General features: G+C 60.7%; 10 protein-coding genes. 1 reads left to right on the top strand and 9 read right to left on the bottom strand.

From position 1 onward, the window contains the following. Positions 1–190: 190 nt before the first annotated feature. The 9 genes from JNB91_RS24520 to JNB91_RS24480 all read right to left on the bottom strand — a co-directional run bounded on the left by JNB91_RS24520 (position 191) and on the right by JNB91_RS24480 (position 10,883). The gene (locus JNB91_RS24520; RefSeq protein WP_220328100.1) at positions 191–1,795 is read right to left on the bottom strand and encodes a fucose isomerase; all 1,605 of its coding nucleotides are present in this window, start codon (positions 1,793–1,795) and stop codon (positions 191–193) included. 17 nt (positions 1,796–1,812) lie between these two features. Then, positions 1,813–3,447, bottom strand: coding sequence for an FGGY-family carbohydrate kinase (locus JNB91_RS24515; protein ID WP_220328099.1), 1,635 nt, complete (start codon positions 3,445–3,447; stop codon positions 1,813–1,815). A gap of 208 nt (positions 3,448–3,655) precedes the next feature. After that, entirely contained in the window at positions 3,656–4,717 is a 1,062-nt protein-coding gene (locus JNB91_RS24510) for an ABC transporter ATP-binding protein (protein ID WP_220328098.1), read from the bottom strand. Positions 4,718–4,768: 51 nt separating this feature from the next. After that, a complete protein-coding gene (locus JNB91_RS24505) occupies positions 4,769–5,590 on the bottom strand; it encodes a carbohydrate ABC transporter permease (protein WP_183685316.1) in 822 nt (273 codons plus the stop codon). Between the two features lie 11 nt (positions 5,591–5,601). After that, positions 5,602–6,540, bottom strand: a complete 939-nt coding sequence (locus JNB91_RS24500; protein ID WP_220328097.1) for a carbohydrate ABC transporter permease — start codon at positions 6,538–6,540, stop codon at positions 5,602–5,604. After that, positions 6,540–7,871, bottom strand: coding sequence for an ABC transporter substrate-binding protein (locus tag JNB91_RS24495; RefSeq protein WP_220328096.1), 1,332 nt, complete (start codon positions 7,869–7,871; stop codon positions 6,540–6,542). Before JNB91_RS24495 ends, JNB91_RS24500 begins: the two co-directional genes overlap by 1 nt. Positions 7,872–7,924: 53 nt before the next feature. Beyond that, positions 7,925–8,599, bottom strand: a complete 675-nt coding sequence (locus JNB91_RS24490) for a GntR family transcriptional regulator (protein ID WP_220328095.1) — start codon at positions 8,597–8,599, stop codon at positions 7,925–7,927. A gap of 32 nt (positions 8,600–8,631) precedes the next feature. Further along, the gene (locus tag JNB91_RS24485) at positions 8,632–9,516 is read right to left on the bottom strand and encodes a dihydrodipicolinate synthase family protein (RefSeq protein ID WP_220328094.1); all 885 of its coding nucleotides are present in this window, start codon (positions 9,514–9,516) and stop codon (positions 8,632–8,634) included. A gap of 146 nt (positions 9,517–9,662) precedes the next feature. Further along, the gene (locus JNB91_RS24480; RefSeq protein ID WP_220328137.1) at positions 9,663–10,883 is read right to left on the bottom strand and encodes an ROK family protein; all 1,221 of its coding nucleotides are present in this window, start codon (positions 10,881–10,883) and stop codon (positions 9,663–9,665) included. Positions 10,884–11,100: 217 nt separating this feature from the next. On the opposite strand from JNB91_RS24480, the gene xylF reads away from it, so the two are divergent. Further along, positions 11,101–12,141: a D-xylose ABC transporter substrate-binding protein gene (xylF, locus tag JNB91_RS24475; protein WP_220328093.1), complete on the top strand. Its 1,041-nt coding sequence runs from the start codon at positions 11,101–11,103 to the stop codon at positions 12,139–12,141. Positions 12,142–12,252: the final 111 nt, after the last annotated feature.

Genomic DNA, 12,252 nt, shown 5'->3' with positions numbered 1-12,252 from the left:
TGCTGACAACGCTTGCGGTCAACAATACCGAGGTCTGCTTTGGCTACCATAGGCAAACAAACTCTCCCTCATTCCTGTGCTTGTCACAGGAATGAGGGTAGTTGGCGCCTCATGGGCGGCGACAGCTTTGTCGGCGGCCTGAGGGCGAATGCATCGCCCTCCCCCGAAACTCGATCGCCATCAAGTCGCCTCAGCCGAGATCCACACCGCAGAAGTTGACTTCAAGCCCGAGTTCCGCCGCAAGTGCCGCCTTGGCAAGCGCCGCCCGATCCGCCTCAGCCGCTGAATTGGCGTAAGCCACCTGGATATGGTTGGCCTTGTGGCGGGCCATCATCTGGTCGCGGGAAACGCCGGTCAGTACCGCATGCATCATCGGCCACTGTTCGTTGGTGGATTTCCACCGGCGTTCGGTTTCTTCCTTCGGCAGGGAGACGGCCTGACCGCGGCCGATATCCATCTTCAGCCGGTTGTCTTCGACGAAGATGCGCGACCAGATGATTTCGCCCGGCCTGGCGATACCGCGCAGCGTGCCCCCGCCTGCGGGAAAAAACATAGGCGGCTGGCGCAGACTGTCCGATCCGGCCCAGCCGCCTTCGTGATGGGCCGGCGGGGCCGCACCGGAAATCTCGAACACCCAGACGAAACCATCGACCGTACCGGTTGGGTCGATGCCGCCCCAGCGCAGGTCATGCAGGGTGTTTTCCACCGGCTGGCCAAGCGCCCGGTGCAGGCGGTTGGTCATCAGCCCGTCGAGACCGGCGCATTCGTCTACCTCGTTGAAATGCACGATCGCCCTGCCGTGTCGGATGACCTTGCCGTCACGGCCTTTGACATCCGGACGCCCGTCATCATTGAGAATACCCTCGACAAGATCGGATGCCGGCAGCAGATCCTTGAGCCCCTGCTGATACTGGATGCCGATCGCCTCGCAACCAAAGTCCTCGGCAATGCGCACGGCCGCGATATACATCCGGCACTGGTCGATCACCTGATCCTCGGTCAGATCCTGCTTCGGATCCGTCCCGAGGTGGAACTTCATGCCCTTGGCGAGCAGCTCCTGATAGACCGCACGGCCTTCTTCTACCGGCACCTGATTGGTAGCGAAATAAAGCGCCGACTGCGACAGGCGTTCCTTGAAGATGCCGAGCGGCATCAGCAACTCGTCCGGCACGATGGCATTGTACATGCCCATGCAGCCCTCGTCGAAAATGCCGAGGATGACCTTGTTGGTGCGGAAATCCTGCGCGATCTCCTTCGCCAGTGTCTTGAGGTCCCGCGGCACATTGCCGGCCCTGAACGGTGTTACATGGCTGGTGTCGTGGTCGACGGTGCCTTTCGACAGCCATTGGGAAAGACCGTTGCGGAAGAAATCGTCGTCAAAGGTCTCGCTCCACAGCGAGGAATAGGCAACGCCCGCCTTGGTCAGCGAGCCGTTGAGATTGAGCAGGCCGACCAGCCCCGGCCACTGGCCGGACCAGTTGGCGACGGTCAGGATCGGCCCCTTGTGGCTGGTGAGACCGGCAAGCACATGGTGCGAATACTGCCAGACGGATTCCGCGACGATCACCGGCACATTGGGATCGATCTTCGCAAACGCATCCATGCCCTCGCGCTGCGAGGCGAGAAAGCCGTGGCCTTCTTCCGGCTTGTAGGCGTGAGCGCGCTTCACCGTGTAGCCGAGGCTGGCGAGCACCTCGCCGAGTTTCTTCTCCATCGCGTCCTGGGTCGCCCAGCATTGCTGGTTGGCGGACAGGCGAAGGTCGCCGCTGGCGAAAAGTGCAATCTCTTTGGTCATGTTCCTCATCCCTCAAATCAATGATCAGCGCCGGCCATCAGCTCGGCATAGGCAACAAAGTCCTCCTGCATGCGGCGGAAGACGTGATATTTGCGGTCGTGATAGGTAGCGATCTCGCCCCCGCGCGGTGTGATCCGGCTGCCGGGGCCGCTCATGGCGCGCATGGCGGCAGGCAGGTCGGCATAGTGACCGCTCGCCACTGCGCCCAACATGGCGCTGCCGACCAAAACCGGCTCGCGCTGATCCGGCACTACGATGGCGCAGCCCGTCGCATCCGCATGCTCGCGCAAAAACAGCTTGTTCTGGGCGAGCCCACCGCTGACGACCAGCGTATCGACGGTGACGCCATTGGCGCGCATTTCCGCGATGATATGGCGTGTGCCGTAAGCGAGCGCCTGCAGCGTCGCGAGATAATCGAGCGCCAGATCGTCCAGCCCGCGATCGAGCGTGAGACCGGTAATCCCGCCCTTGCGCAGCGGATCGGCAAGCGGCGAACGGTTTCCGTGAAAATCCGGCTGCACATGCCGCGATTTCGTCAGCGTCGCCGTCTCACCGTCTTCAGCCATCGCCTCAAGCCGTCGGTCGAACAGCGTGAACACCGAGATGCCCTCGGCCTTTGCGGCCTCACGGGCCTGATAGATCGCGGCATGTCCCTCGATCACCCTGTCGATTAGCGCGCCGGCCGCCGATTGGCCAGCCTCGTTGGCCCAGAGGCCCGGCAGCAGAACGGAGAAGTAAGGTCCCCAGACGCCCGGCACGAAGGCCGGTTTTGCACTGACGGTGATATGGCAGGACGAGGTTCCGGCAATCAGCGCCAGACGCTCATCGAGCGCGCCGTCGCGAAGATCGACACCCATCGTACCGAGTGCACCGGAATAGGCATCGATCAGGCTGGCGGCAACGGCCGTGCCGGGAGCAAGCCCAAGATCGGCTGCTGCGGCATCAGAAAGCGATCCGACCTTGTCTCCGGGTGCCGCGAACCGGTTGCCGATGGCGCGGAAATTATCGGCACCAAGCTCGGCAATCCCGGCGCTTTCGAAATAGGACTTGTCCCAGCCCTCACCCTTCGTTCCGTTCTGGCCGAGATAGGTCCATTTGCACACCGTGCTGCACAGCGAACGGATGTCTTCACCCGTGGCCTTATGGACCAGCCAGTCGGGCAGATCGAAAAACGCATGCGCGCGGGCGAAGCTCCGCGGCATCTCGCGTTTCAGCCAGCGCAGTTTCGGCGTCTCCATCTCCGGTGAGATGACGCCGCCGACATAATCGAGAACCGGGCTTTTCAGCGCGTTGATCTGGTCCGCATCGCCGATGGCGCGGTGGTCCATCCACACGATGATGTTCCAGTCGTCATCACCGCCGGGGCTGACGGTAACCGGCCCGCCCTTCCCGTCCACCACGACGAGCGAGCAGGTGGCATCGAACCCGATGCCCGCGATATCGGAAGCAGCAAGTCCGGCATCCGCCATCGCCGTCTTCACGCAAGTTGAGATCGCCGCCCAGATGTCGCGCGACGATTGATTGACGAAATCCGGCTTCGGCTTTTCGGTCGCGATCGCCTGCGAATGCGCCGCGAGCAAAGTGCCTTGCGCATCAAAAATCCCGGCACGGGCGCTTCCGGTGCCGACGTCGATACCAATGAATGAGGTCATATCAGTGCGATCCATTACAAAAGGCAGTCGGGCCGCAATTGGGTTTTGGTGCGAAGAGAAAATCCCCCTCTGGCCTGCCGGCCATCTCCCCCACAAGGGGGGAGAAGACCCGTAGCAACAGATTGCGCCAATTTATCCCTGACGGTCCGGCTGGGTTAAGCCCTCCCCCTTGTGGGGAGGGTTGGGAGGGGTCTTGCCCCCGGAAGGATCAAAGCCGCTGGCCACTCACCTTGTCGAACAGATGTACCTTGCTCGGGTCGATCGCCAAACCGATCTCGTCGCCGAAATGGATGCTCAGGCGTTCGCGGAACAGGCAGGAGATCTGCTCGCCATGGCTGGCCACACGGGCGAAGATTTCCGAACCCGTCCCTTCGACGATCTCGACACGCCCCTGAACACCGCCGGCATTGTCGGCGCGGATATGTTCAGGGCGAATGCCGTAGACCAGAGACTTTCCGCCGAGCTTTGCCGGATCGGCCCCGGCCGGCAGCGGCAGGACAAGACCCTTGTCGCTGCGGAACACGCCCTCTTCGATCTTTCCTTCGATGAAATTCATCGCAGGCGACCCGATAAAGCCGGCGACGAAGAGATTGGCGGGACGATCGTAGAGATCGAGCGGCGCACCGACCTGCTCGATATTGCCTTCCTGCAGCACCACGATCTTGTCGGCCATGGTCATGGCCTCGATCTGGTCGTGGGTGACATAGATGATCGTCGTGCCGATCCGCTGGTGCAGCGCCTTGATCTCGGCGCGCATCTGCACACGCAGCTTGGCATCGAGGTTGGAGAGCGGCTCGTCGAACAGAAACACCTGCGGATCGCGCACCAGGGCGCGGCCCATGGCGACGCGCTGGCGCTGACCACCGGAAAGCTGGCGCGGATACCGGTCGAGCAGCTTGTCGAGCCCGAGAATGCCGGCGGCATTCTCCACCTTCTTGCGTGTCTCGTTGACATCGGCCTTCTTCAGCTTCAGCGCGAAGGCCATGTTTTCCGCCACGGTCATATGCGGGTAGAGCGCGTAGTTCTGGAACACCATGGCGATATCGCGGTCACGCGCCGGAAGATGCGAGACCTCCCGCGGCCCGATGCGGATCGCGCCGCCGGTGACGTCCTCAAGTCCCGCCACCATGCGCAAAAGCGTGGACTTGCCGCAGCCGGACGGGCCGACCAGCACGACGAATTCGCCGTCGGCAATATCGACGCTCAGGTCGCGAATGATCTCGACGGCCCCAAAGCGCTTCTGGATGTTCTGGATATTGACTGTTGCCATTTGAAAATCCTCCCGATTTTCGGGTCGTTATCTGTTGCTCTCAGCCGCCACTCAGCCGCCCTTGACGGCGCCGGCGGTAAGGCCCGCGACAATCTGCTTCTGGGCGAACATGGTGAGCACCAGAACCGGCAGGGTGACGATCAGGGCGGCAGCGGCGAGCGGCCCCCAGCTGACCTGCTCAAAGGAGAGCATGTTGTAGACGGCCACCGGCAGGGTTCGCGTTTCGCGGCTGGCGAGCACGATGCCGAAGACAAAGTTGTTCCAGGAAAAGATCACCGCCAGAATGAAGGCGACGACGATGCCGGGCTTGGCGATCGGCAGCGCCACCAGGCGAAACACCTGCCAGGACGTCGCGCCATCGATGCTTGCGGCCTCCTCAAGCTCCTTCGGGGTCGTTTCGAAATAACCGATCATGATCCACACGACGATCGGCACGGTGACGACCAGATGGATGATGATCTGCGGCCACAAGGTTCCGAGCAGGTTCATCCATTGGAACAGCAGGAAGAGCGGGATCAGGAATGACAGGCCGGGCGTCATGCGGGCGATCATGATCACCATCGCCGCCTTTTCGGCCTTCAATCTCGCAATCCCGTATCCGGCGGGAACGCCGATCACGAGGGCGAGAATGGTTGCAGCGCCGGTTACGAGGATCGAATTCCAGAAATAGAGAAGGAAATTGTTCTCCTCGAACACTTTCGCGTAGTTCGACCAGGCAATGTTTTCCGGGATCAGGATCGGCGGATAGGCGCCGTTGTCGATCTCGTATTTGAGTGACAGCGAGATCATCCAGACGAAGAACAGGATGACCGGCGAAATCATCACCAGGGCCACGAAGAACAGGCCGAGACGATTCCACATCCTATGTGTCATTTTGGGGATCATCAGCGTTCCTCCATGTCCGACCAGTTGGTGCGCGCACGAACCATCATCAGAACGAAGGACAGCGCGATGATGACGAAGAAGAAGACAACCGCCATGGCCGAGCCGTAACCGATGTCGTAGTAGGAGAAGGCGGTGTTGTAGAGATAGATATTGATCGTCTCCGACGCCGTACCCGGCCCGCCTTGGGTCATCGCATAGATGATGTCGAAGCTTTTGACGGCATCGATCGAGCGGATGATCACACCGATCATCAGGAAGGGTGCGATCATCGGCAGTGTCAGGTAGCGGAATTTTTGCCAGGCATTCGCGCCGTCGATTTCCGCGCTTTCATAGGGTTCGCGCGGAACGGCGGCGAGACCACCGAGCACGATCAGCATGATCAGCGGCGTCCACTGCCAGGTCTCGACCAGAACCAGCGCCGGAATGACGGTCGACTGGTTGTAGATCCATTCCTGCGCGCCGATGCCAATGAGCGACAGAAGATAGTTGAGCACGCCGAGCTGCGGGTGGAACATCATCGTCCAGACGAGCGCGATCGCCACCGGCGTCGCCATCATCGGCATGACGAAAACCCCGCGCAGGAAGCCACGCAACGGGAATTCACCGTCGAAGATGAGGGCTGCGAGCGTTCCGAGGATCAGCGGTGCGATAACCGACAGCGCCGTATAGACCAGCGTATGCCACATGGATTCCCAGAACCGCATGTCGCCGGCGAGCCGGATATAGTTATCGAGACCCGTAAAGGTCTGTTCCTGTCCGAGCGTCCACGAATTGACGCTCATCCAGAGGGTGAACACCCAGGGGAAAACGATGACCGCGCCGATGACGACGAGCGCGGGCATGACGAAGGGCCAATAGTTAGGAGCAAGCCTTTGCGGCTTGCCCCCCTTTGCGGCCAGATCCCTGGCCGCGGTGGGTTCTATGGTCACGGAAGCCATTATCCCTCGCTTCGGGCAAGCACCGGCTCGAACTGAGCGGTTGCCGATTCCAGTTCCTTCGCGGGATCGGCGCCGCCGATCATGTTGGTGAGGCCGACCCCGTAGATGTCGCGGAATTCCGTGACCGGGATGATGACCGGGAGTGCGAGCTGCGAGATCTTGCCGGAGGCAACGACCGCATCGACCCAGGCCGAAGGCATCTTGACGCCTTCACGCACCTTGGCGTCTTCCAGGATCGACTGGCGGAAGGGCACGCCGGCACCGGCCTGCAGCAGGCGGGCACCCATTTCATGGGAGATCGCCCATTGGCAGAACAGATAAGCGGCTTCCTTGTTCTTGCTGGCCTCGGTCACACCGATACCGTCGCCGGTCGTGGCGGCTGCCTGCGCCTTGGGGCCTGCCGGCATGACGCCGTAACCGACCTTGCCGACAACGCGCGACTTCTGCGGATCTTCGATCGGCGGTGCGAAACCGACGCCGTCGAACCACATGCCGATCTTGCCCTGCAGGAATGCAGACTGGGATTCAGCCCAGTTGAAACCGGAAACGCCGACCGGCGCGGATTTCGACATCAGCCGCTGATAGAGTTTTGCCGCTTCGACTGCCCCTTCGGATGTCGTTGCAAGCTTGCCGCTGGCATCGAGCGGGGTCGCGCCATAACCCAGCATGAACGAGGTCCAGACCGGCGTATTGGCGTTCTTCAGGCCGCGGGCAACGAAACCGTAAGTGCCCTCTGCCTTGTCGGTCAGCGCCTCGGCAGCGGTCACCATTTCCTCGAAAGTCGTCGGGTATTTCAGGCCCTTCTTTTCGAAAAGTTCCTTGTTCCAGTAGACGATCCAGTAATCCACCGAGAAGGGCAGCGTGCGCAGCCTGCCATCGGCATCCTTGGCGAATGCCAGACCCGCTTCGGCAAAATCGCCTTCGGTGAGCGACGGATCGGTCAGCGAAGGATCCTTGAAGTAGCCGGAAAGATCGGCCAACCAGCCGCCCTTTTCGAACTGCCGCTTCTGCACGTGATAGCTCAGGTGCACGACGTCGAAGCTCGGGCGACCAGACGACAGTTCGATCGTCGTCTTCTGCCGCTGCTGCTGTTCCGGCGTTGCCTCGGCATTGACCTTGATACCGGTCAGGGCCTCGAACTCGCTGATATATTTCAGGATGGTTTCGCCGCGCGGGCTCTTGACCAGGTTCACTTCCAGCGTCGTGCCGGCAAAGCGCTTCCAGTCGACGGCTGCAGATGCCGGCCGCGTTCCGATTAGCCCGGCAGCGCCAAGGGCTGCCGATCCCGCCAGAAAACTCCGGCGCGTCGGGCTCCAGATTGAAGATGTCATAAATTCCTCCTCCAGGTTTCGCCGGGGTCTCCTCACCCCGGCTTTGCGTGTATTTACAGTCTCAAGGCACGATCCCTTGCATGGCCGATATGCTTGACCAGCGCCTCGACGGCGCCGTCCGCAGAACGACACTGGATGGCCTTCAGTACGGCCATATGCTCGCCCATGACGGGACCGACGCGGCCGTTGATGCGAAAGCGCTCCTGATTGATAAGGCGCATCTTGATCGAGTTGACCCGATAGACGTTCCAGATGATGGCATTGTCGAGAGCGGCGACGAAAGCATCATGCATGCCCCAGTCGACCGCCTGCGCCCGGGCATCCAGCTCGGGCGTTTCGTTTCCTGACGAGATCGCTTCCTCGACCTCGCGATGCTGGCGAACAAGCATTTCGATGGTCTCGTCGGAAGCGGTCTGGGCAAACAGCGCGACCGCCTCCTTTTCGAGAAACACACGAAGCTGAAAAGCTTCGCGGATCAGGTTCAGGTCGATATGGGCGATCTGCAGACCGCGCTGCGGCACGGTCTTGATCAGTCCCTCGGCCTCCAGCCGCGGAATAAGCTCGCGGATAGCGCCAAGTGTAAGTCCCGTCAGCTCGACCAGATGACGTTGAGACACGAACTGCCCCGGGCGCACGTCGCGCGCGAGCAGGTGCCGGGTAAAGCTCTCGTAAGCTTTTTCCCTGAGCGTCGGCTCTTCTGTCTGCTGGTCTTGGCGCTGGTCTATCATCGTCCTGTTCCTGGCTTTGAGCCTTTACGGCCTCAGGCCGCTTTCGTCCGAAACAGGCCGTCGAAAACAAGGCCGAGCTGCTTCTGTCCGTCTTTCGATATAGAAAGCAGCGGAGCGCGAACCGCAAGCCAGTTATCGTCGCCAAGCTGACGCGCCACCATGGCTTTCACAGCCGGCGTGACCGGATATTTCAGCAGCTCGACGACGAAATCGACCACGCGGGCATCGTCGCGACCTTCATTGGCCATCGCGCCGATTTCATGCGGTGCAAAATTGGCCATGCCGGAGATCGCTCCCTGACCACCCCTGCGCACACCTTCCGCCAGATGACGCTCGTCACCGATCAGGATGATCAGGTCCGAATGCGCCTTCAACAATTCCTGCGTATAGGGCCAGTCGCCCGACGAATCCTTCACGCCGGTCACGATGCCAGGGAAAGCCTGTTTCAAGCGGCCGACAAGCGAAACGCTGAGCGGCACCATGGTGACGGACGGAATATTGTAGACGATGATATCGCGCGCCAGCTTGCCGAGGTCCTTGAATACCTTCGCATACCAGCCGAAAAGCCCGTCATCGCTGACATTTTTGAAATAGGATGGCGGTGCAAGCAGGATGTTGCGCACGCCCTTGGAAAGCGCCTGCGACGATTGAAGTGCTGCATCTTCCGCAGCATCCACCAGAACGCCAACGACGATCTGCTCGGGGGCAATGCCTGCGTCGATAAATGCCGCAAGCACACGCTCGCGCTCTAGGCTGCCGATCGACGCCCCCTCCCCAGTGGTTCCGAACAGCGTACAACTCGCACAACCGGCATCAAGACTGCGCTTGGCCTGAGCGATCATCATGTCGATAAGTATCTCGCCATTCTGGTCGAACGGCGTGGTCAAAGCGACGGAAAGTCCGAAGCGTGTCATCAATCATCCTCCACTGATTACACACAGTAAACCAACTAACATGTCAGTCGTCAACATCGGATTTTTCAGCGCTCGATTTTGTGCAGCTGGAAGCGTGCGGCCAAATGCCACCAGTAGAAAGCGATGCCTCGGAAAGCCTGATATCGGGATTATCCGGCGGAACCGGCAATCTTCTGGTCGATAACAGCAAAGGCACAGGAAAGATGCCCCTCGAATACCAGTGAGGGCTCATCCGCCACCACCGTAAGTTCGGGCATCCCGCCAAGCCGCACGACATGGCTTTCTGCCAATCCGTCACGCAACCCCTCGTCCAGAAGATCGTAATAACGGGCGCCAAGGCCGGTAATGAAGACAGGCATCGAACCGTGAAGACTGATCAGCCGTGAAAGTCCGTTGCCGAGAGCAAGTCCTGCCTGTCGAAAAGCCTGGACCGCCTGTCGAGCGCCTTGCCGAGCTCGGATGGCAATCTTGTCGACTTCTGTGACCGGCACGAACTTGGCCGGCACGGTGTCCGAGGGCACTTCGAACGCATTGCGCAGGATGGCATAGAAACCGGCATAGGCTTCCACACAGCCCCGCGCGCCGCAGCGACAAAGCCCGCCACCAGCGCTATGCAACATATGCCCGAAATTCGGCGCCAGTATCTCCGTCGGCCCAGAAGCTGACGAACGCGCAATGCCAAGCCCGATACTGTGACCGAGCGACAGCGCCGCAAGCCGCCTTTCTCCCGGATGCAGAGGCATCACCTCATCCGCCCCCTGCCTCTGTTCACGGTCCATCAGCGCACCGGCCACCAGCAACGTCTCATTGTTGAGAAGAACCCGCCAACCCGGCTGCATGGCGCTTGAAAAATCCACCGATTGCGCGCCAAAAACCGGCGACCAGAGCAGCACCGGCCGCATCGGATCGACCAGCCCCTTACTGCTGGCAGAAACGAGCAGCAACTGCTCGTGTCTTATACGCGAACGCGTAAGCAGTCGCTGCAGCGCCGCCGAGATCTGCTGCAGGAATAATGATGGACCGCCCTCGCCGCGCGGCTCGACAAACCGGTCGAGCAACGTCCCCGCGTAGTCCACCAGCGAATATTCGATACTGTCGGAGGAGATGACGATCAACGCCAGATATCCGTAATCGCGGCGCTGGGAAAACAGCACGCGCGGCCGTCCTCGCCCACCCGCCGAGAGGATTTCGCTACGCTCGATCGCACCCGCCCGCTCGAGATCGGCAGTAATGGCCGAAACTGTCGCAGACGCCAGACCCGTCGCATCGGAGATTTGCGTATGCGCCATGCGGGTGTGAAGCCGCAAAGCCGAAAGCACAAGCGCGCGGTTCTGCTGGCGCACCAGTTCCGGGCTCGATTTGGCCGCGATCGGCACCCGTTCCATTCCTTTCGCGCCAACCCGCGTGAAAGGCGGGAACGACGCAACCACAGTCTGCAAAGACCGAATTGACACCTGTCAAATTCTCTGCCATCAATTTTCTCGACTGTCGAGAAAAAAGCAATTGCGACCTTTTCGACGGGCCATCTGGTGGGGGATAACGGCAATGGAGGTTGCCTCGCCCATCGTCACTCGGGAGGAGGATAAGATGAAAGCTATCACCAAGCTGATGGTCGGGACGGCTATGCTTGTTGCCATGCATGGCGCGGCAATGGCCGCCGATGTCGTGGTCGGCGTGTCCTGGTCGAACTTCCAGGAAGAACGCTGGAAGACAGACGAAGCCGCAATCAAGAAGGCGCTCGCTGCCGCAGGTGCAAAATATATTTCCGCCGACGCCCAATCGTCCGCATCCAAGCAGCTGACCGACGTGGAAGCGCTGATCTCGCAAGGCGCCACCGCCCTGATCGTGCTGGCGCAGGACAGCGACGCCATCGGCCCCGCCGTCGAAAAGGCCACGGCCGAAGGCATCCCGGTTGTCGGTTACGACCGCCTGATCGAAAACCCGGACGCTTTCTACATCACCTTCGACAACAAGGAAGTCGGTCGTCTTCAGGCGGAAGGCGTGTTCAAGGTGAAACCGGAAGGCAATTACGTCTTCATCAAGGGCTCGTCCGCCGATCCGAATGCGGACTTCCTCTTCGCCGGCCAGATGGAAGTGCTCAAAGCCGCCATCGACAGCGGCAAGATCAAGAATGTCGGCGAAGCCTATACCGATGGCTGGAAGCCTGAAAACGCCCAGAAGAACATGGAACAGTTCCTCACCAAGGCGAACAACAAGATCGACGCGGTCGTGGCATCCAATGACGGCACCGCCGGCGGCGCCATTGCCGCACTCGATGCACAGGGGCTGGCAGGTTCGGTACCGGTTTCCGGCCAGGATGCCGACAAGGCTGCGCTGAACCGCGTGGCGCTCGGCACCCAGACGGTTTCCGTGTGGAAGGATAGCCGCGAACTCGGCAAGAACGCCGCCGAAATCGCGCTTGAACTTGCCGGTGGCAAGAAGCTCACCGAGATCAAGGGCGTGCAGGTGTTCGAAGGCGGCCCGAAAAAGCAGAAGATGCAATCGGTCTTCCTCAAGCCGCAGCCGATCACCAAGGACAACCTCAACCTCGTCATCGATGCCGGCTGGATCACCAAGGCAGAAGCCTGCCAGGGCGTCAAGGCAGGCTCGGTCGCCGCCTGCAAGTGAGGCTTTTCTGCTGACGATAGCGACGCTGCGGAGATTATGTGGCGTCGTTTCTTCTTGTCGGGAAAGACCCCTCCCAACCCTCCCCACAAGGGGGAGGGCTTAACCAGGAGG

This window comes from Aliirhizobium wenxiniae (assembly GCF_019511445.1).
Taxonomy (GTDB): domain Bacteria; phylum Pseudomonadota; class Alphaproteobacteria; order Rhizobiales; family Rhizobiaceae; genus Neorhizobium; species Neorhizobium wenxiniae_A.
This window is presented reverse-complemented; position numbering and strand designations above follow the sequence as displayed.

Bases quoted from the DNA above. Each gene is read 5' to 3' on its own strand.
- JNB91_RS24490 (WP_220328095.1), bottom strand. From the start codon at position 8,599: ATGATAGACCAGCGCCAAGACCAGCAGACAGAAGAGCCGACGCTCAGG.
- JNB91_RS24515 (WP_220328099.1), bottom strand. From the start codon at position 3,447: ATGACCTCATTCATTGGTATCGACGTCGGCACCGGAAGCGCCCGTGCC.
- JNB91_RS24510 (WP_220328098.1), bottom strand. From the start codon at position 4,717: ATGGCAACAGTCAATATCCAGAACATCCAGAAGCGCTTTGGGGCCGTC.
- JNB91_RS24495 (WP_220328096.1), bottom strand. From the start codon at position 7,871: ATGACATCTTCAATCTGGAGCCCGACGCGCCGGAGTTTTCTGGCGGGA.
- JNB91_RS24505 (WP_183685316.1), bottom strand. From the start codon at position 5,590: ATGACACATAGGATGTGGAATCGTCTCGGCCTGTTCTTCGTGGCCCTG.
- xylF (WP_220328093.1), top strand. From the start codon at position 11,101: ATGAAAGCTATCACCAAGCTGATGGTCGGGACGGCTATGCTTGTTGCC.
- JNB91_RS24500 (WP_220328097.1), bottom strand. From the start codon at position 6,540: ATGGCTTCCGTGACCATAGAACCCACCGCGGCCAGGGATCTGGCCGCA.
- JNB91_RS24520 (WP_220328100.1), bottom strand. From the start codon at position 1,795: ATGACCAAAGAGATTGCACTTTTCGCCAGCGGCGACCTTCGCCTGTCC.